General features: G+C 41.8%; 16 protein-coding genes. 7 read left to right on the top strand and 9 right to left on the bottom strand.

The annotated features are described in order from the left end of the window. Positions 1–288 precede the first annotated feature (288 nt). Positions 289–3,957 carry a phosphoribosylformylglycinamidine synthase gene (gene purL / locus I6J03_RS15020; RefSeq protein WP_003004892.1) on the top strand — a complete coding sequence of 1,223 codons (3,669 nt, stop codon included), beginning with the start codon at positions 289–291 and terminating at the stop codon, positions 3,955–3,957. Positions 3,958–4,161: 204 nt separating this feature from the next. Beyond that, positions 4,162–4,569, top strand: coding sequence for an EthD family reductase (locus I6J03_RS15015; protein WP_003004895.1), 408 nt, complete (start codon positions 4,162–4,164; stop codon positions 4,567–4,569). A 95-nt stretch (positions 4,570–4,664) separates the two neighbouring features. Here the strand turns inward: I6J03_RS15015 and I6J03_RS15010 are convergent, their stop codons facing one another. The 6 genes from I6J03_RS15010 to I6J03_RS14985 form a co-directional block, all read right to left on the bottom strand. Further along, positions 4,665–5,924 (bottom strand): MFS transporter, encoded by a 1,260-nt coding sequence (locus I6J03_RS15010; protein ID WP_039989797.1) that lies wholly within the window; start codon positions 5,922–5,924, stop codon positions 4,665–4,667. A 349-nt stretch (positions 5,925–6,273) separates the two neighbouring features. Further along, the gene (locus I6J03_RS15005) at positions 6,274–6,705 is read right to left on the bottom strand and encodes a hypothetical protein (protein WP_003004900.1); all 432 of its coding nucleotides are present in this window, start codon (positions 6,703–6,705) and stop codon (positions 6,274–6,276) included. After that, on the bottom strand, positions 6,702–7,814 hold the full coding sequence (locus I6J03_RS15000; RefSeq protein WP_039989634.1) for an efflux RND transporter periplasmic adaptor subunit: 1,113 nt from the start codon (positions 7,812–7,814) through the stop codon (positions 6,702–6,704). Before I6J03_RS15000 ends, I6J03_RS15005 begins: the two co-directional genes overlap by 4 nt. A gap of 4 nt (positions 7,815–7,818) precedes the next feature. Beyond that, complete coding sequence (locus tag I6J03_RS14995; protein WP_201693784.1) at positions 7,819–10,971, bottom strand: efflux RND transporter permease subunit; 3,153 nt, start codon at positions 10,969–10,971, stop codon at positions 7,819–7,821. A gap of 9 nt (positions 10,972–10,980) precedes the next feature. After that, a complete protein-coding gene (locus I6J03_RS14990) occupies positions 10,981–12,369 on the bottom strand; it encodes a TolC family protein (protein WP_039989798.1) in 1,389 nt (462 codons plus the stop codon). Positions 12,370–12,484: 115 nt separating this feature from the next. Continuing rightward, entirely contained in the window at positions 12,485–12,907 is a 423-nt protein-coding gene (locus I6J03_RS14985) for an HYC_CC_PP family protein (protein WP_003004909.1), read from the bottom strand. Positions 12,908–13,169: 262 nt separating this feature from the next. Here I6J03_RS14985 and I6J03_RS14980 point away from each other — a divergent pair, with 262 nt between their 5' ends. The 5 genes from I6J03_RS14980 (at position 13,170) to I6J03_RS14960 (ending at position 17,960) form a co-directional block, all read left to right on the top strand. Further along, positions 13,170–13,541 carry a hypothetical protein gene (locus tag I6J03_RS14980; protein WP_157600397.1) on the top strand — a complete coding sequence of 124 codons (372 nt, stop codon included), beginning with the start codon at positions 13,170–13,172 and terminating at the stop codon, positions 13,539–13,541. Between the two features lie 171 nt (positions 13,542–13,712). Beyond that, positions 13,713–14,591: a DUF3347 domain-containing protein gene (locus I6J03_RS14975; protein ID WP_201693782.1), complete on the top strand. Its 879-nt coding sequence runs from the start codon at positions 13,713–13,715 to the stop codon at positions 14,589–14,591. Positions 14,592–14,628: 37 nt separating this feature from the next. Beyond that, on the top strand, positions 14,629–15,180 hold the full coding sequence (locus tag I6J03_RS14970) for a DUF3347 domain-containing protein (RefSeq protein WP_003004920.1): 552 nt from the start codon (positions 14,629–14,631) through the stop codon (positions 15,178–15,180). Further along, positions 15,180–15,635 (top strand): heme-binding domain-containing protein, encoded by a 456-nt coding sequence (locus tag I6J03_RS14965; protein WP_003004922.1) that lies wholly within the window; start codon positions 15,180–15,182, stop codon positions 15,633–15,635. Before I6J03_RS14970 ends, I6J03_RS14965 begins: the two co-directional genes overlap by 1 nt. Positions 15,636–15,704: 69 nt before the next feature. Further along, positions 15,705–17,960, top strand: coding sequence for a multicopper oxidase family protein (locus I6J03_RS14960; protein ID WP_003004924.1), 2,256 nt, complete (start codon positions 15,705–15,707; stop codon positions 17,958–17,960). A 184-nt stretch (positions 17,961–18,144) separates the two neighbouring features. On the opposite strand, the gene I6J03_RS14955 is transcribed toward I6J03_RS14960, so the two are convergent. The 3 genes from I6J03_RS14955 to I6J03_RS14945 are packed head-to-tail and all read right to left on the bottom strand — an operon-like array spanning position 18,145 to position 21,949. Then, positions 18,145–19,389, bottom strand: coding sequence for a glycoside hydrolase family 88 protein (locus I6J03_RS14955; RefSeq protein WP_003004927.1), 1,245 nt, complete (start codon positions 19,387–19,389; stop codon positions 18,145–18,147). A 43-nt stretch (positions 19,390–19,432) separates the two neighbouring features. Then, positions 19,433–20,359: a DUF5017 domain-containing protein gene (locus I6J03_RS14950; RefSeq protein WP_003004929.1), complete on the bottom strand. Its 927-nt coding sequence runs from the start codon at positions 20,357–20,359 to the stop codon at positions 19,433–19,435. An 18-nt stretch (positions 20,360–20,377) separates the two neighbouring features. After that, on the bottom strand, positions 20,378–21,949 hold the full coding sequence (locus I6J03_RS14945; protein WP_003004931.1) for a RagB/SusD family nutrient uptake outer membrane protein: 1,572 nt from the start codon (positions 21,947–21,949) through the stop codon (positions 20,378–20,380). Between the last annotated feature and the right edge of the window lie 9 nt (positions 21,950–21,958).

The following is a 21,958-nucleotide window of genomic DNA, read 5'->3' as shown; positions in this document are numbered from 1 at the left end:
TTCCTAAATATATAAAAAATAAAATACATCATAATTACGGTTTCCCGTATTTCAAATAAAAAATATTTATTAACTTTGTCTTGAAAGCAATTCACAATAAGGATTATTCCGTTGTGCAAACATTCAAGGCGGGGCAACTCGCCTTCTTTTTTACCCCTGCTTGCTGCTCTGACTGCGAAATACAAATATCTCCTTACTACACACCATTTTTTACGCTGTTATGCTATTTAAGTCAAAGGATTAACGTATTTTTGTACTTTAATTCTACAAGACAACAATTTCATAGTAATGATTCATTTCTTTGTGAACCAATCGAACACTGTTTATGCTGTTCAAACTCAAAAAGATTTATCAACCGAAGATATCTCTAAACTCAACTGGCTATTTGGCAACGCAACCAAAATTGAAAAAACCACTCTTGATGATTACTATGTAGGCCCTCGTGCCGCAATGATCACTCCGTGGAGTACCAATGCGGTCGAAATCACCCAAAATATGGCCATTGAAGGCATTATTCGCATTGAAGAATTTCAACCGGTGACAGCTGATTTCGCCGACTTCGACCCGATGATCTCCCAGAAGTATAGCGCACTTACACAGGAAATATACGTTATCAACATTACTCCTGAGCCTATTATGGATGTGGATGATATTGCGGCTTACAATAAGCAGGAAGGTCTGGCATTAAATCCGGAAGAAGTAGAATACCTCAACAACCTTTCGGCAAAACTGGGTCGTAAGCTGACAGACTCTGAGGTTTTTGCATTCTCGCAGGCCAATTCAGAGCACTGCCGTCATAAAATCTTTAACGGGACATTTGTGATCGATGGTGAGGCTAAACCGACTTCTCTATTCAAACTGATCAAAAAAACTTCTGAAACACATCCTAATGATATCGTTTCAGCATATAAAGACAATGTGGCCTTTATAAAAGGTCCTGTTGTGACACAATTTGCACCAAAATCTGCTGATAAGCCTGATTATTACACGGAAAAGGAGTTCGAATCTGTGATTTCCTTAAAAGCAGAGACACACAACTTCCCGACTACCGTAGAACCTTTCTCCGGAGCTGCGACAGGCTCAGGAGGTGAAATCCGCGACCGTCTGGCTGGTGGGCAAGGTTCTTTGCCACTGGCAGGGACAGCCATCTATATGACATCTTATTCCCGCCTCAATGAAGAGCGTCCATGGGAAAAAGCAATGCAGGAAAGAGATTGGCTGTACCAGACACCAATGGATATCCTGATCAAAGCATCCAACGGAGCTTCAGATTTCGGCAACAAATTTGGCCAGCCGCTTATTACAGGTTCAGTATTGACGTTCGAGCATGAAGAAGATGCCCGTAAGATCGGATATGACAAAGTAATCATGCAAGCCGGAGGTATAGGCTACGGCAAGCTGGATCAGGCAAAAAAACATAAGCCACAACCGGGAGATAAAGTGGTGATCCTGGGTGGTGAAAACTACCGTATCGGTATGGGAGGAGCAGCTGTATCTTCTGCAGATACAGGAGCTTTCGGATCGGGTATCGAGCTGAACGCCATTCAGCGTTCCAATCCTGAAATGCAAAAACGAGCTTCCAATGCGATCCGCGGACTGGTAGAATCGGATCACAATCCGATCGTATCCATCCATGACCACGGAGCGGGCGGACACTTAAACTGTCTTTCGGAACTGGTAGAAGAAACCGGTGGATTGATAGACCTGGACAAATTACCTGTCGGGGATCCTACTCTATCCGCAAAAGAGATCATAGGTAATGAATCTCAGGAGCGTATGGGACTGGTTATCGGTGAAAAAGACATTGCTACTTTACAAAAAGTAGCCGATCGGGAACGCTCACCGATGTATACTGTAGGAGATGTCACCGGCGATCATCGCTTTACTTTCGAATCCAAAACTTCGGGAGAAAAGCCAATGGATTTTGCACTGGAAGATTTCTTCGGGTCTTCTCCGAAAACCATTATGAACGACAGCACGGTTAACCGTACGTATGCTGAACTGAAGTATACGAAAAACGATATCCCGACTTATCTGAATCAGGTATTGCAACTGGAAGCAGTAGCGTCCAAAGACTGGCTGACAAATAAGGTAGACCGTTGTGTGGGAGGCCGTGTTGCCAAACAACAATGTGCCGGTCCGTTACAATTGCCGCTGAACAATGTCGGTGTAATGGCTTTGGATTACAGATCTGCTGAAGGTATTGCCACAACTGTAGGTCATTCGCCGGTTGCTGCATTGGTAGATCCGGCTGCAGCTTCACGCACGGCTATTGCCGAAGCACTTTCCAACATCGTATTTGCTCCGATCAAAAACGGACTGTCAGGTATATCCTTATCGGCCAACTGGATGTGGGCTTGTAACAATGAAGGAGAAGATGCCCGTCTGTATGAAGCAGTACAGAGCTGTTCAGAATTTGCTATTGCCTTAGGCATAAATATCCCTACAGGAAAAGATTCCCTGTCTATGAAGCAAAAATATCCAAACGGGGATGTGATTGCTCCGGGAACTGTGATTATTTCAGCAGCGGGAAATTGTACAGATATTAATAAGGTCGTAGAACCTGTCCTGAATAAAAATGCAGGTTCTGTTTACTATATCAATCTTTCAAAAGACAGCTTCAAATTAGGCGGTTCTTCTTTTGCCCAGATTTTAAATAAAGTAGGTACGGAAGTACCGACAATTACGGATGCAGCTTATTTCAGAAAGGCATTCAATACAATTCAGGATCTTATCAAAGCAGATCAGATTGCAGCAGGACATGATGTCGGTTCAGGTGGTTTGGTAACGACTTTACTTGAATTGTGTTTTGCAGATGTAAATCTTGCAGCAAACTATGATCTGTCCGGATTACAGGAAACGGATAGCGTAAAAGCATTGTTTAATGAAAATATCGCTGTTGTCCTTCAGGCTAAAAACGATGCTACATTTGAAAAAGCATTAACGGAAAACGGAATTGAAGCGGTGAAGATCGGTGAAGTTATCGAAGGTGCAGCTGTAACATTCAAGAATAATGAAGACCTGTTTACATTTAACGTAGCAGAGACAAGAGATACCTGGTATAAAACATCATTCCTGTTAGATTCCAGACAATCTAAGAACGGAATGGCCCAGGAACGTTATAGTAACTACAAAAACCAGCCGTTGAAATATGTGTTTCCAGCTCATTTTGATGGCAGAAAACCAGCTACTGATAACAGTCGTCCGAAACCAAAAGCAGCGATATTACGTGAAAAAGGTTCAAACTCCGAGCGTGAAATGGCAAATGCAATGTATCTTGCCGGATTTGATGTAAAGGATGTGCATATGACCGATCTGATCTCAGGTCGTGAAACATTAGAGGACATTCAGTTTATCGGAGCAGTAGGCGGATTCTCTAATTCTGATGTTTTAGGTTCGGCCAAAGGCTGGGCAGGTGCGTTTCTTTACAATGAAAAAGCGAAAAAAGCATTGACAGATTTCTTTGCCCGCCCGGATACTTTATCTGTAGGGATATGTAACGGATGTCAGTTGTTCATGGAACTGGAACTGATCAACCCTGATCATGAGGTACACGGAAAAATGCATCACAATACTTCACAGAAACATGAGTCTAACTTTGTATCTGTAAAAGTCCAGAACAACAATTCAGTGATGTTATCTACGCTTGCCGGATCAACTTTAGGTGTATGGATCTCACATGGAGAAGGTAAATTTAATCTGCCGCAATCTGAAGATCAATACCAGATCGTAGCGAAATATGCTTATGAACAATATCCTGCAAATCCTAACGGTTCAGATTACAATACGGCTATGTTGTGTGATAAAACCGGTCGTCATCTGGTAACCATGCCACATATCGAACGTTCGGCGTTTCAGTGGAACTGGGCTTATTATCCGAATGGTCGCAAAGATGAAGTATCTCCGTGGATAGAAGCATTTGTCAATGCCCGCAAATGGATTGAAAATCAAAAATAGTCTTTCAGACGTATATTATAAAAATACCCTCTTTAGCTTAAAGAGGGTATTTTTTTTATTAAAACCTCTCCCTACCCCTCTTCTTCATAAGGAGAGGGAATTTCAGCTCAAATTCTCTGTCATTTAATTAAATGAAAAATCACCATCTTTATATTCGTAAATCTTAACCATTAAAGATTATAAACCCTTGTAATATCAGACATTATGAAAACAAAAATCGGATTACTGATTGTTATGCTGGCTCTACTGGTCAGCTGTCAGCAAAATTCTGCTCCATCTTTAACCTTTCATAAGAAAGGGATGATTAAAGTGACCATATTCTATCCGAATGGGGAAGGCAAAACTTTTGACATGGATTATTATATCAACAAGCATATGCCTTTAGTTCAGCGGGTATATGGCGATGCATTAAAAGGTCTTACGATAGATAAAGGAATCGGAGGCGGATCTCCCGATACTCCCGCGCCTTATATGGCGATAGGACATTTATACTTTGAGAATGTAGCCGCTTATGAAGAAGGGTTAAAAAAGAACAGAGAAACTTTTGCAGCCGACTTCCCGAAATATACCAATGTCATGCCGGTTGTACAGATCAGTGAAGTGATCCGGTAAAAAGATATAAAAATTAAAGAGGCTGTCTCTAAGGTTCGGGTTTTACAGTACCTTTCAGACAGCCTCTTGTATATAGTCGTTAATACGGATAGCTATCAGACCTCTTCTGACGGTTCGGCTTCTTTTTGTGTCGTTTCCTTCACTTTACCCAACATCATCAGAGAAGGCGTAAAGAAAGAAAGCAATCCTACTCCCACTACTACCAGTCCGAGGATAATGAAGGTAAGATTCACGCCTATGGTATCTGCTACAAAACCCGTACTTAACAGCCCGATCACAGAAGGAATTACCACAATACTAAAGAACATTGAAAATACACGTCCCATCATGGCCGGATTGACCTCTTCCTGCAATACCGTCATAAAACTGGCATTGTATACTGAAGCGGCTAATCCACCGATACCCGTAAGCATGACGAACAGAATAAATCCGGAAACCGGAAGCCAGCCGGATATCGCCAGACTAATACCAAGCAGCATATGCATAGTATTAATAATAATGACTTTATGGATATTAGGTTTCCAGATACCCAACAATCCGCCACCGATCAGCATACCTACACCCCAGGCCATTTCGACTATACTCATTTCTATTTTGTCTCCACCAAAATGATTGATAGTCATCAATGGGAAAAGTACAGCAACGGGCATAATACAAAAAGTAGCAATGACCGAATATAAAAACAAGTAAGAAAGTCCTCTGTTTTTACGTATTTCTTCCCATCCCAGTTTGATATCCTTCCACACCTGCTGTACACTTGCTTTGGCCTTCTCTGCTATTTCAGGATTGGGAATATGCACAAACAGTAAGGAAGTAATCGCCACGACTGCTCCGGCAATATCCAGAAGCAACACATTGCCGATCGACATAAATCCAATTGCCAGCGCTCCAAGTGCAGGCCCTGCAATACTCGATACAGATTGTATAATCTGATTAATACCTGCTATACGCAACAATTCAGATTGAGGTGCAAGCATAGGAATCGCAGCCTGCATAGCCGGCATGTGGAATGCAGAACCTACAGAGCGCAGTGCCAGCATAACATAGAGTAACAACAAACTTTCATTACCCATATAAAAACTGACCGACATAATCAGTGTACAGAATGCGACAAAACCATCCGCAAACATCATTGTTTTCTTACGGTCCCAACGATCAATATACACACCTGCTATCGGACCGATAATAGCCTGTGGAAGCAGACCTGCAATAGCTGCGTAAGCCAATACTTCAGCAGAGCCTGTTTCCAGACTCAACCAGATAATGACAGCAAAGTTGACTGCTGTACTGCTTAACAGGGAGATAAACTGTCCCACCCATATAATAGAAAATTTCTTTTTCCAGGAATTTTGCATATAAACTAATTTTGAGAATACCCTAAAAGGCACACTCTGTCCATAAAAATAAAAAAATGATTTCCAATGCTCCGGAAACGGAAACATTGTGATAGAATTTAAAAGAAATCCTATACCCAGCTAGGCGACAAGTCTGTCACGAAAGGTGTAAATTCTATATAGAGCAACTATCCATATGATGATGTGTGTTTTAAAATATGCTGCAAATATAGCGATTTTTTCAAAATTGGAAAATCTGAGGTATAATTTGGGACAAACCTGCATTTCTTCCTTTAAAGACCAAAAGCCCTTACGGGCTTTTGGAAATTGTGATACAGTTGGCAATTATAGGTCATTCATGCACTAAAACTTAGTCTTGTTGCTTTTCCAGAAATTGATCATAGGTCTGTTTACTCTCAAAATAGGCTACCTCTCCGTTATCGCCGATCATGACAATATAAGCCGAAGCCTTATCCACGCTTTTCATAGTCTGCGGATCTATAGCTGTACGGACAGCAGCATCTTTGGGAATACGTTCCTTGCACATATTGCAACACCCGTAATAGGTCTTTCCTTCATAAGCGACCTTGATCTGTTCTTTACCCATATACGCATCATTGACCATACAGACTAATTCCGAAGGAACATGATCTCCTTTTTTAACTGTTCCGGGCAATGCTGCCGGTTTTGCCGGGCTTTTCTCTTCTACAGATGTCACTTTAGCGGGAGTATTATTATTTTGACATCCTGATAACAGGATCAGCAACATAGCTGATCCACTTAACATTTTTATAATTTTCATGATTTTTTATTTTTTATATTCGAAATTGTTGTGCCTTCCTGAATTTCTTCAGAAGCTTTCAGTATAATATGGTTTCCGTCTTCCAGATCTCCGAATATTTCTACCTGATCCGGCAGGCTTCGTCCTTTGGAAACGGGAACTTTTCTTACTTTTCCATTTTCATCTTTGAGAATGTATAGTCCCAGATTGCTTTCTACCAATGCAGTTTTCGGAACAAAGAAGGTCGCTTCAGCATGTTGCAGAGGAATGAGCGTCTCCGCAACCATAAAGGGTTTTAGTTCCTGCTGCACATTATTAAAATCAGCTTCAATTTTTTCAGCACGAAGTTTAATATCCAGCGTTCCTGATTTACGGGATATCTTTGCAAAATACTTTTTCTGTGGCAGGGAACGTACGGTAAAATGAATGGTATCACCCAGATGAAGAAAACCCGTATTCGCTTCCGGAACGGACAGAGATAATCTTAGCTTTTGCGTGTTCTGTACGGTAAGCAGTGGTTTCTCTCCTCCTTTTCCCATTGGACTGACGTATGCCCCGAGATCGACATTACGATCCGTGATAACTCCTGAAAACGGCGCACGGATCAGCAGATAATCTTCTATATTCTTCAATTCCTGATAACTTGCTCTGGCCGCATTGAGCTGCGCTTCGTCAGCCAGGCGTTTGGCCGTGATCTGATCCAGCGCGTCCCGTGAAATAGCTCCCTTAGTCTCGTTCGCTTTCAACATACGATCATAATTAGCTTTTGTCGCCGCATAAATTGCTTCTTGTCCTTTCCACTTTTCCTTTGCAGTAGCCAGCTGAGACTGAATCTCGGGTGCTTCCAGAATTACAAGAACCTGCCCCTTGCTGACACGATCCCCTATATCCACACGAATGCTCTTTACATAGCTGTTGACTTTTGCATAGAGATCCGTCTGCTGATCGGGTGACAGCTCTCCTGCCAGCTTCAGTCTGACAAGGGGATTACTTTTTTGAATAGCGACTGTCTTGAGATTTTGCGGCATTGCCATAGCCTTCTCTTCTGAGGTTTGTTTCTCGTCTTTATTAAAGCCGGCACAGGATGTAAACAGGATGACCGAAGCCAGCATATATATTAAATTGTTCATATAATTAAAGATTAGTATTGGAGGGTGAATAATGGATACTGGATTCATCTTCAGGATCAAGAGATACAGAGGTGATACTGCTCTTTTGCTGTATCCAGCTGAATAGTAATGGCAGGAGAATCAGTACGGAAAAGGTCGAAGCAAAGAGTCCGCCTACTACGGCTCTACCTAACGGAGACACCTGATCTCCTCCTTCTCCGAATCCGATGGCCATCGGCAACATGCCGGCTACCATCGCCAGGGTTGTCATTATAATAGGGCGCATACGCAGATTTGCGGCTTGTAGTGCTGATGTAGTCGCATCTCCGGTCTGCAGACGCAGGGTCTCTGCATTATTGATGAGCAGGACTGCATTGGCAATAGAAACGCCTACCGACATAATAATACCCATAAAGGACTGCAGGTTGAGAGTAGAGCCGGTAAGATGAAGCAGCAATAATGACCCCAGTACCACGAAAGGTACGGTAGTCAGGATGACAAATGAAACTTTAAAGGATTGAAAATTGGCGGTCAGCATCAAAAAAATCACGATGACTGCTATTAATAATCCGCTCAACAGACTATTGAATGTATCATCCAGTACAGGAGCCATTCCGGCCAGTTTGATATTGATTCCTTTGGGCAGTTCGCCCAAGGATGCAATCGCCAGTTCTACATCCTTTTTCGCTCTTGCCAGATCTGCCTGATGTAAATTAGCGGTGACGGTAGTATATCCCATTGTTCCGTCATTGTAACTCTCACCCATTGTTTTGACAGGTGTGATCGTTGCGACATCTCCGAGTACCGGTCTGTCCGAATTTTTAGATAATGGGATATTGGCAAGTTCATCTTCTGAAGTCAGCAGATGCTGAGGCATCTGTACCTGTACATCATATGCTATATGCATCATCCCTCCTACCCACATATTTTTACTGGTATAGCGGGAAGAAGCTGTAGTCGCAACCAGTGATTTGGCAATATCCTGAGCATCTAATCCCAACTGGGCAGCCCGGGTGCGGTCAATATGGATTTCCAGAGCCGGATAGTTCATGGACTGGGGAATCTGCTGATCACGCATGTAGTCCAGTTGTTTGAGCTTAGTCAGAAGCTTATTGGCGTACATCATATTCATCTTTTTCATCATTCCCGAAACACGGATCTCAACAGGAGTATTTGCTCCCTGACTCAGTATTTTTTCGGTCAGTTCTATAGGTTCAAAAGATAATTTCAATTCAGGCATCCGCTCCTGCAGATGCTTTCGGATTTTATCTTTCATAGCATCGGTATCCCCGTCTACCGACCGAAGAGCAACCTGCATCAGGGCTTCATGCGGTCCGGCATTATAGAGATAGATCGGACTCACGGCAAAAGTCGAAGGGTGCTGTCCGATAAAGGTGGATGAGATACTCACATTGTCCTGGCCTAATAAAGTATCCAGTTCACCTAACACAGCTTTGATCTTTTGTTCGGTTTTTTCTATACGTGTACCTTCAGGTGCAGTGATCCGTACCTGAAACTGGCGGGAGTTTACGGATGGCAATACATCTTTTCCGATATGGATATACATAAAAGAAACAACTGTAAGTGCAGCAATCATACTTAGCGAAAAGATAACTTTCTTCCGCTGCATGAGGTGGTTTAAAAAGTGTAAAAACCGTGCTTTAAACCTGTCAAATCCATTTTCTTTTGTTTCATGTTCCTTTTTATTCTTCATCAGCCAGTTGGCCATTACAGGCACAAAAGTCTGAGACATCAGAAAAGATATAATCATAGAGAATCCAATGGCTAATGCAAGCGGCATAAACAATGCGCCCGGTATCCCGGTCATCACTATTGCCGGAGCAAATACAGCCAGAATACACAACAGGATCAGCAGTTTGGGAAATGCTATTTCTTTACATGCATCCCAAATGGCCTGTGCTTTGGATTTTCCCATTGCAAAATGCTGATGGATATTCTCTACTGTAACCGTACTTTCATCTACCAATATTCCGATGGCCAGTGCCAATCCGGACAACGACATGATATTAATAGTCTGTCCGAATAGCTTCAGAAACAACACACCCGCTATGATGGAAATAGGAATAGTCAGGATTACGATCAAGGCTGCACGCCTGTCTCTCAGGAAAAGCAAGACCATTAATCCGGTCAGTAGCGCCCCCAATACTCCCTCCACGACCAGGCTTTTCACGGCATTGATCACGTATACAGACTGATCAAATTCATAGGAGATCGATACTCCCTCAGGCAGATTTCGCTGAATATTCGGAATCGCTTTTTTGAGATTACGCACGACATCATAGGTAGAAGCATTACCCGACTTAGCGATATTGATGTAAACAGAGCGTTTACCATCTATCAACGCATAGCCGGTCGTAATATCTGCTCCGTCCTTTATCGTAGCCACATCCCGGATATAGACATTATCAACCTGTCCTTTAAAAATCGGAATATCTCCAAACTCTTCTACCGTCTTCAGGGTATTGTTGGTTGGAGTCAGGTAGTTGATATCATTGATATACACATTTCCGGACGGAGAGGTAATATTCTGTCTGCTGATAGCCTCCACCACTTGCTCAGGAGACAGCGAATGCGTTCTCAGTCTATTGGGATCGATATTGATTTCGATCGTCCGTGGACTACCGCCAAAAGGCGGTGCCGTAGTCAACCCCGGAATAGCGATGAGAAATGGCCGGGCATTGAAATTGGCTATATCCTGCAGCTCATTATTAGTTTTCGTATCACTTCTGAATACCAGCTGCCCTACCGGCTGTGAAGAGGCATCAAAACGAATAATAAACGGAGGAGGCGCTCCGGGCGGCAGGAATACCTGCGAACGGCTGGATAGCGCATTGATGGAGGCAATAGCTTCTCCCATATTTGTACCCTCATAAAAGTTTATTTTCATCAGGGTCAGTCCCTGTGTATTTTTGGTTTCAATGCTCTTGATCCCATTGGCAAAGAGCATCATATTCACATACATTTTAGTGAAATATCCTTCCATCTGTTGCGGAGTATATCCGTGAAAGGAATGTGCAATATAGACTACAGGCAAGTTCATTTCAGGAAGTATATCGACCTGAACTTCTTTGGTGGCCTTGATTCCAAAGAATAAAAGTCCCATCACCATTACCATAATGGATACAGGCTTTCGCAATGCGAAACGTATTAGATTCATTTTCCGGAATTATTTTGAACGTGAATAAAGGAACATATGGAGATCTCCGTTTGCGGCCGACTGCAACAGCAGGGCCTGCCAGATATTATTCTTTGCGATCTCATATTCAATTTCAGCACGGTTGAGTGCATAGAGTGCCTGTGTAAAGTCAATCAGAGTTGTTAATCCATTTTCGTAAAGTGCACTGTGTTGCTGATACGCTAATGTTGCAGACTCTAGTTGAATCTTCGTCTCTTTGAGGTTGTCTCTGGCATTCTCATATTGTGCATTTGCCAACGCTTCCTGCGCCAGTAACTCTTCATTCATCCGCTCATAATCATTTCTGAAAGCTTGTGTAAGGTATTGTTGTTGCTTCTGTTTATGATCATTACGAAAGATATTACTGATGTTCCAGCTCAGATTGAACCCTATTATATAATTGGTTCTGTCTATACCTGCTCCTTTCCAGTAAGATGAGGAATAAGCCGTATTATCCTGGACATAGTTCCAGTCGAAGCCTGTACCCCTTCCCTGAATCACACCAAATGCGGACAGTGAAGGTCTCTTTGTGGCAAGAGCTACTTTTTCCTGCTCCACACTTTCATTGATTTTATGTTGCTGAAGTAAAAGTACCGGATGTTGTCCTGCAGATAGCCCGGATACCATTGCTGCCGGAGGTTCAGAAGTATAGTAAAGGCTATCTATGCTATAATGCTGAAAAGGTTCACCCATTAACACTGCCAGATCTGTGGAATATGCCAACACCTTATCATACGCTTTGATCTGCGCAGATCGGGCGTTTGACACTTCTGCTTTGGCTAAGGAAGCATCAACTTCCGGAATCAAACCACTGTTTGCACGGCTTTCTGTCATATCATAAAATACCTGTGCCCTAAACAGGTTGCGCTCCTGCACGTATCTGAGACGTTGACTGGCTACGAGATTGAGGTAAGCGGCACCTACTTTGATCTGATGCTGAAAAATCTCCTGGTCTAAATCAGAAACCTGCACCTGATAACCGGCCCGTGCCGCAGAAAGCTCGCTTTTGAGTCTGCCGAAAGTAAAGACATTCCAGTTGATATTGGCCAGATACAGTGATCCGAATACTGAATTCCAATTCTGTTCGGCCAAAGGCATAGACGTAGATGCTACACCCAGACCGCCATATGCGTACATGGGACCATTCTGTGCATTCACCGAGCCGAATGACTGCTGCACCATAGCCGTTACATCGGGCAGGTACATACTTTTACGGAAAGATATATTTTCCGAAGAAGCATCTGTTAAAGACTTCTTAGCCTTGATTTTGTGATAGTTTTGAACGGATCGTTCTGCTGCATCCGGGAGTGTTAGAATCTGCCCTTGTACAAGGGTGAATCCAAGACACAGTATCCCTGATGCTATAATTTTTGGATACATATCATATATAGTAAAATGAGACAATAAATAGAGTCCGGCCCGTAACAGCATCTGCTGACAGGATGTTACATTCAAAAAAAATGTAAGGAGACTGCTAAATGGAAGAGGTTATTGTCTAAATACGATATACACAATGATAAATGTACAGCGGAGTTACCTGTACAGAGAGAAGAGGTTGAGGATAGTGCTCAAAGGCAGAGGTCTGATGAACTGAAGGGGATTCGAATACAGCTCCAAAGAACCGGTGCAAAATGGCTTCATTCCAGAATTTGAAAGACAGATCCGTTTTGACAATTTTCTGCTGCTCATCTGTTAACTTGAGTACTTTTGTCTCGTGCTGGCAACAGCCTTCTTTTTTCCTGGTCTGTCCCTTATTTTTACTTACGCAGATCGCACAAGGCTCTTCCCGGGGAATGGGTTTAGTGAAAAAACTCGTTTCCTGAACAGTTTCTTTTTTACAGAAATGTGTCTGAATAGCCACACCAAAGGCTGACATCAGATACAGGTAAGAAAGAAAAAGCAGAAATATTTTTTTCATATACGGCACAAAAATGCTCAATTATGGACGTATAGGAGTTATATTATTTCGGATAATGGTTATAGAATTTCTCAGATTCCGGCAGAATGATCCATCAATATTTTACCACTAAAAAGATTAAAATATTTAAAATCCCTAATTATAAAGCATTTACAACAACTTACCAATCATTCGGGCTGTCACCATAATTCTACACATCTTTTCTGTAATAATATAACAGATTGATTTTATTCTTCAGCCTTCATACATTAATTTTGTACTGATGTATAAAACATGGTATATCATATTTTCTGTCTTATGGCTCGGTTTGATCTTCTCTCCGCAGCAGGCTTTCTCCTGTGAGCCCGTGGCAGAACATATGCCTGCATCATCTTCCAGCTGCAACACTGATCGCAACAGCAAATCTCAAAAGTCTTGTTGTGATGATCAGCAAAAACATCACGAAACAAAAGATTGTGATCAGAAATGTAGCGGCCAGATTTGTCATATACCCGCAAAAGTAAATCTTTCTGCATCATCCCATTTAACATTCAATCCTCATCTTTTCGACATCAGCAACTCCGTATTCTGGAAGAATGACATGTCGATCCTGTCTGTTGTCTTATCCATCTGGCAGCCGCCGCGACTAGTTTAACAGGTAATGTATAGCCAGAAGTGTGCCCTATCCGTAAGGACAGCACCTTCTCTGTTTACCGGTAGATGTAAAACATTATATCCACTTGTGACATTATAATACTAATTAATCTATATGGACATCATACCCTGAATCTTATTGGAAACATGGGTATCAAAAGACAATACTGACATGAAATCATTCAAAAATATATTTTCACTGATCTTATTATCAGGAATAGCAGCTACACCTGTGCTGGCTGCTGCACAGATCAAAAATGCAAAAACTGAATCCATCCGCATCGAAGGAAATTCAGAAGCTTGTAAAACCCTTATTGAAAAGGCAGGAGGCAAAAAAGGGGAAGCTGCACTCGACTGGAATACAAATACAAAGAAAGCCGCACTCACTTATAACAGTCAGAAAACCTCAAAAGATGAAGTTCTGAAGCGCGTGGCTTTAGCTGGATTCGATAACGAAATGTATCTCGCACCTACTGATGTATATCAGGCGCTCAGTCCTGAATGCCAGTACAAGGGCAGCATCAAAACAAGTCATCAGGCAGACAACGGATCGAAGGAAACAGACCATTCTAAAATGGATCATTCAACCACAGGTGATACCAACGGACATACTGCCAAGGAGTCTAAACTCGAATCTTTGTACAAGAATTACTTTACAATAAAAGATGCCTTGATAAAAGGTGACAGCAAAGCTGTAACAGCAGGTGCTGCAAACTTAAAATCGGGCATTGCAGCAATTAAAATGGGTGAACTGCAGCCAAAAGAACATGATGTATGGATGATGGTGATGAAAGATCTTGAAAAACAGACTGCTGCTCTTCAGTCTTCAAAAGGACTGGAAAAACAACGCATAGCTTTCATGACATTATCAGAGCATATCTATAAACTGATCAAAGCTACTGATCCTGCATATACCGTATACTATAATCATTGTCCGATGTTCAATGACAGCAAAGGAGCCAATTGGTTAAGCAAAGAAAAAGCAATACAGAATCCGTACTATGGATCACAGATGCTGACATGCGGATCAACAAAGGAAACAATTAAATAAGAAGTCGGAATAGTTAACACATATATCAGTTCACATTATGAAAAGAATGATCATATTAGTATTGGCTCCGCTATTTTTGATGGCTTGTCAATCCGGAACTACAACAAACAAAACTCAGTCCGAAGATTCAGTTTCATCGTTGAAAGATACAGCAGAGGTTTCCGACTCGGGCAATTCAAGCCCTATCGTTACAGCATATTTAGATTTGGGAAAATCTCTTTATCTGCAGGATCAGGATAAAATAATACAAGCTGCGAATACATTTGCAAAGGTATTGAAAGTACAGCCTGCAGATAACACGGCTTCACAGGAAGAATTGAAAGATATACAGGAAAATACAACTGAAAATATTCAGCATATTCTTGACAGTAAAGACAATCTTATCCATCAAAGAGAACACTATGAAATCATTAGCCAGGACATTTATGACTATATCAAATTAGTGGGTGTACAGCATACCCTTTACAAATTTGAGTGTAAGCTGAGTAGTAAACCTCAGATCTGGTTATCGGATACCAGAGAGGTACAAAATCCATATCTTGGAATAGAGAAAAAGGTCTGCGGAACACTGACGGAAACTTTAAACTAATGAAAACAAGAGGAATAGTTGCAGGCATAATTACAGGGGTATTTGTTATTCTCCAGTTTATCCCTGCAACTCCTAAAAATATCCGGGAGGACAACAGTTTTAATTTTACCACGCATTTCTTACCGCCGGAAAACATTAACAGTTTGTTAAAAACCTTTTGTTTTGATTGCCACAGTAATTATACTGAATATCCCTGGTATACAACTATTCAGCCGATAGAGTATATGATGTCTGCGCATATAACAGAAGGAAAAGAAAGGTTAAACTTTGATGAGCTTACCACGTACAGAAAGCGTAAGAAACTAACTAAATTTAACAGTGTAATTCAGGTGCTCGAAGACGGTAGTATGCCGTTGACTTCGTATAGCCTGATGCATGGATCGCTGTCAAAGGATGAACGTGACGAACTGATTTCTTATTTTAATGAATTGATCATAAAAGAAGAAAAACTGTAACTATGCTAAAACGACAAATAATATCTTCATTTTGAGCTGTTCAGCGAACGGTTCATAATTTAAATTTAAATGAAACATCAACTAAGATTAATATTTATATCTCTTTTCGCTTTGTTCATTCTGATGGAATCAGGAGCTCAGCAAGTCAAACGCTACGATCTGTATGTAAGAGATACTATCGTAAACTATGCAGGCAAAAACAAGAGGGCTATTGCCGTCAACGGGCAGATACCTATGCCTACATTGGAATTTACTCAAGGTGACACTGCGGAGATTGTGGTTCATAATGAGCTCAAAGAAAATACCTCCTTACACTGGCACGGTTTGTTTCTTCCGAATAAGGAAGATGGCGTACCTTATCTGACTCAACCCCAGATCGCACCCGGAGCTACTTTTACTTACCGGTTTCCCATTATTCAAAACGGTACGCACTGGTATCATTCTCATACGGGGCTACAGGAGCAAATCGGTATGTACGGAAGTTTCATCATGAAGAAAAGAGCAAATGACAAAACGTTCAGAAAAGGTATTGATGACCTACCTGCCGTACCGCTCATACTCAGTGAATGGACTAATCTGAATCCGGATAATGTGCACCGGATGCTGCACAATGCAAACGACTGGGCAGCAATAAAAAAAGGCGCTACACAATCCTATGCTGAAGCTGTCAAAGAAGGAAAGCTCAAAATCAAGCTTAAGAATGAATGGAAGCGAATGCTGGCTATGGATGTCAGTGATGTATATTATGATAAGATCTTAATGAATGGCAATCCATTTACAGACCTCAAAAGCGTAGACGGCAAACCGCTCAAAGCCGGCGATAAAGTAAGGCTTCGTATCTCTAACGGGGGCGCTTCATCTTACTTTTGGCTCCGTTATGCAGGAGGAAAAATAACCGTGGTCGCCAATGACGGTAATGATGTAGAACCTGTAGAAGTAGATCGGCTGATTATAGCTGTATCTGAGACGTACGATGTGGTGCTGACCATCCCGGAAGATGGTATAGCCTATGAATTTATGGCAACGACTGAAGACCGTACCAATTCGTCCAGTTACTTTATCGGTAATGGTGTCAAGCAATTGCTCTCTCCTCTTCCGCGTCTTAAGTATTTTGAAGGCATGAAGATGATGAATGATATGATGAAAATGAATGGCGATCTGGATGATATGGGGATGCAGATGAGTCTCAATAAAATGGATATGAATGTCGTCATGTATCCTGAAATTACGGGAAGCAATTCAAAAAAGCAGGATCATAGCAAACACAATATGGATGCTGATCCAAACCGCTATAATGCAAATGCTTTGGGTGATATCGTGACCCTCAACTATTCCATGTTGTCCTCTCCTTACGACACCAGACTTCCGAAAGATGCTCCCGTTAAAGAATTAAAATTTGTACTGACCGGAAACATGAATCGTTATGTATGGAGTATGGATAACAAAGTCCTTTCGGAAACAGACAAAATACCGGTTAAAAAAGGAGAGATTCTACGCATCACGCTGTACAACAACTCTATGATGCGACACCCTATGCATTTGCACGGATTTGATTTCAGAGTGATCAACGGGAAGGGTGATAAGTCTCCGTTAAAAAATGTACTGGATATTATGCCAATGGAGACCGATACGATTGAATTTCTGGCCAATGAGGAAGGTGACTGGTTTTTTCATTGTCATATCTTATATCACATGATGTCCGGGATGAACAGGGTGTTTGAAGTGGGCGATTATCAAAACCCTATCCTGCCTGACAAGGCCGGCGCTTATAAGATGCTTCAAAAAGAAAGTAATATGTGGCATTTTATGGCGCAGAATGATTTTGCCACAAATGGTAATGACGGTCAGGCGATGGTGCAGAATGCAAGATGGAGTGTCGGAACGGAATGGCGACTGGGTTATAATGACATGCATGGCTATGAAGTAGAGACGCATGTAGGCAGATATATCGGAAAAATGCAGTGGCTGATGCCTTTTGTAGGTTTTGACTGGCGTTACCGTAAAATGGGAAAAGATGAACATGAAAAGAATCTATTCGGACAGACTAATAAGAAAGACAAAAGAGGTGCAGTCAGTTTAGGTTTTATGTACACCCTGCCAATGCTCATTAATTTTCAGGCAGAGGTCTATCACGATGGTATTGTTCGTCTGGCTGTCATGCGCGAGGATATACCGCTTTCAAAAAGATTGCGCGGTGATTTTATGTACAATACAGATCAGGAGTACATGCTTGGGCTTAATTACATCCTGACAAAGAATATGAGTATACGAACCCACTATGACAGTGATATGGGATTCGGCGCCGGTCTGTCGCTCAATTATTAATTTTTAACAGACATATAAGGTCCAAAAACGAGACCCTGAATCCTTGAGTACCGTGAGGTATGCAGGTTCAGGGTCTACTTGTATTTTGTAAAGTTGTGATTACCCTCTCCTTAAAAAAGAGAGGGTATTTTATAGCGACTGCCTGATCAGCCTGACTGATCTTACTTTGGCAACTAGTTTTTATCTATTTTTTCAGCTCTCGATAGCGGTTAAGTGCTTCCAGAAAATAATAATCTGCATATGTCAACGGCACATCGATTTCACTGTTATGTGGCATACTGCCTACAGAATGCAAGAGTAGAAAGCCTCCATTTGTACCCTTTTTGGCCAGATATTCATCTGAAGAAAGGGCCTTAAGAATTTGTTCAGCCGCATTCAGGTATGCTTTTCCTTTTTCCTGTGCGTATCCGCTGAGCTCCAGTAGTGCTGAGGCAATAACAGCTGCAGCAGAAGCATCACGGCGTATAACATCAAATCGTTTTGAATCATATGCCCAATCAGGTTTATAGCCTTCCTGGTTCACATTGAAATCCCAGTATGGTATTTTATCTTCAGGCAAATTAGCATGATTCAGAAAAAAATCTGCTGCATGCTCTGCTGTCGTCAGATATTTCGGATCTTTGGTCTCCCGGTACATTACCGTATATCCGTATACTGCCCAGGCTTGCCCTCTGGACCATGTAGAATTGTCCGCAAAACCCTGATTGGTCTGCTGATGTAATACTTTACCGGAGGTGGTATCATAATCAACCACATGGTAGGTGCTGTAATCCGGACGGAAATGGTATTTCATTGTCTGATCAGCATGGCTGATGGCTACTTTTTTGTATTTATCATCTCCTGTCAGTTTGCTTACATAAAAAAGCATTTCTAGATTCATCATATTATCGATGATGACAGGATAATTCCAAAGTGTCTTTTTATCCCATGACATCTTTGAATTCCATGATTTAATCAACCCTACCTTTGGGTTAAAACGAGTCAGAGCCGATTCACCGGACTGGATCAGTATCTTATTGTATGCATTTATTTTTGCTGTGTCTTTCAGATTTTTTATAGCGTTACCATAGGAACAATACATGACAAATCCGATATCATGATGCTGTGTCAGAAATTTCCCTTCTTCCAGTGCTTCCGTCCATTTTATGGCTGTAGCTTCCCATTTGGGATCTTTGCTGTATTCGTATATATTCCACAGGCTTCCCGCAAAAAAACCTCCTGTCCAATCCCACACATCCGTACCTTTCACATTGCCTGCAGAATCCAATGTCCGCGGAAAAATGGTGATATCTTTGGAATTGTTGAGTAATACGGTGTACTGCTCTTCTGCCCTTTCGAAATCCTTCGCAACAAAATTGCCTGAAGTGGAGGAGCAAGCCAGCGTAACGGCTAACATAGACAGCGCTGTGACTTTAAATAATAGTGTCATATAGATATATAATTTATTTTATGATTTGAGTTCCGTTAAGTTCTTATTCCGCCACATTAATCGTTACATCTTTAGTAACCTGATCTTGTCCGTATATATTGGCATTGGCAGCCACAAAGGTTACAGTATATTTACCCGGTTTTGTATAGACATGACTGTAGGTATCCATTCGGGTGGCCATGTTTTTGAGCGCAACACCTGTATCCGGACTTACACTTGTCAGGTTCAGACCTGCGGTCACTGCCCACACCTGATTACTTCCTACCGCAGCGGCTCCTCCGGCATATTTGAGGATATTATCTGTACCGAAAATCCAGGTAACCGGAGAAGAAGGCAACACCTTTACGAACTTCCATCCGGCTTCTTTGATTCCGGATACGGTAAGCACCTGTCCGTCACTGGTTATAGTATTTATATTAAATGCATTGATCCACCAGCGAGGCTGTGTAGATCCTGTCACACCGGTATACTTAAACGCAAAATAGATCGGTTTTTGAACATCTACAGTCAAACCTGTCTGTTGTAAGGCCAATATATTGACTGTACCTGAAGGTGCATATGTAGCATCATTAGACTGAATGGGTGAGAGTGTAAAAGCACTTGTAATATCCACCCAATCGGATGGTTTGATGCCTGTAGCATCATATACTGCATTAAAATTCTGAGTAGCAAGTAAGCGCAAAGAACCCGGCTGCTGGGCATCTGCCCCATAGCGCCTGTTTGTCGCAAATGAAAGCTGGATAACTTCACTCTCAGCACGTGTCCGGTCACGATAGATGTAACGGTGACTTTCCTCTCCTGACCAGAATACCAACTGATCCGGATTACCGCTTAATGTAAAACGAACGGTATCGCCGACTTTATAATTTACTTTTTCTGTACTGACCGATAAGGATACCGGTAAATTTTCTCTTTTCTCACATGCTACCAGAATATAGCATAGTGACAATATATAGACTATCTTTTTCATATAAGTATCAACTGATCATTACCAACCCGGATTTTGTTTAATAGCATTATTCAATGATATTTCAGCAATAGGAATAGGAAGCAAAAGATCCCTCTCCGCTACATTTTTTCCTGCCAAAGCCATGTATTTGACTGCTGCAGGTGCAGAGGTTTCGATCTCGCTTGCCAAAGATTTCATATTTGACTGAAAGAGTCCCCAGCGTATGAGATCATACTTACGGATACCTTCGAACGCTAATTCACGGAAACGCTCATCACGGATGAGTTGTCTCATATCATCTTTAGTACCTATAGCTGTACTCTTATCAGATGCTTTAGCACGGTCACGCACCTGCTTAACAGCTGCTTTGGCTTCTGCTGTAGCTCCGTTGACTTCGTTTTCAGCTTCTGCATACATCAGCAGTACATCGGAGTAACGTAATAAAGGAAAATTAATAGGCGTATAGTTTTTATTGCGTGGCAATACCCGCTCGTATGGTCTGCGGTACTTGGCAGCATGGCGGTTTTCAATATCTGTAGCCACATAATACACCGAATCTGTTACTTTGTTATTCACATAAGAATATTTGTAGGTAGCGATATTCCAGTCTCTGCGCAGGTCTGTATTTTCATATGCCTGGTACAGCCGTTTAGTGGTTGCTATAAATCCGTATGAATAGCCATATGCCTCATCATTACATTGAATTCCGATCGCATTTCCCAGACGTCCGGCTTCAAAATCTGCGGCACGATTGCCTGCAAACTCAACTTCCCATATAGATTCCTGAATGTTGTATTTGTCTGATGCCATATCTTTGAACAGTTTGGCATAATCACCGATCAGCGCATGCTGATATCCTGAAGAGTGTACTACTTTTCCGGACCATTCTAATGCTTTCTCATATTTGGACACGTCATTTAGCGGAAAGCCGGCCATCTTAAGATAGACACGTGCCAGAATACCTTGTACCGCAGTTCTCGTCACACGACCTGAATACCCGTATTCATTGATATTCTTGACCATGGCTTCTGCAGCTTCCATTTCGGATACCACAAAGGCATAAATATCTTTAGGTGGGGTACCTTCAATATTGACATCCGTTACAGACGCAGTAGGCAATGTTTTCAACGGAACACTTCCCCAATGGCTAACCAGCAGAAAATAATAATAGGCTCTCAAAAACTTAGCTTCTCCGATCGTCACTTTTTTGACCGTTTCATCCATATGTACTTCATTGATCCGGTAGAGCAGTGTATTTGCTCTTTCAATCCCCTCATAGAGATAGCGCCACAATGCACGCACATTGCTTTCCGAAGCATCAAAATTATAAACAGATAATCCTGTCACATAAGCACTTCGGTAGTACACACCTTCGTCTGAAATAGGAAGGTAAACCGACAGGTTGCTGCCATATACTTCTTCCTTACCCAATATATCATATACGCCAGTCAGTCCGGCCTGTACATCAGCTTCCGTTTTATAATAGTTTTCTTTAACAATGAAAGTAGGATCCTTATCGAGAAACTTACTACATCCCGGCAACAGGAATACGATCAGCATCAACAGTAGCAAAAACGCTGTTGAAGGAATATTTTTTATCGTTGTTTTCATGTTTTTCTT

This window comes from Sphingobacterium spiritivorum, assembly GCF_016724845.1.
GTDB lineage: Bacteria > Bacteroidota > Bacteroidia > Sphingobacteriales > Sphingobacteriaceae > Sphingobacterium > Sphingobacterium spiritivorum_A.
The sequence above is the reverse complement of the archived record's forward strand: the minus strand, read 5'-3'. Positions and strand labels throughout refer to the sequence as shown.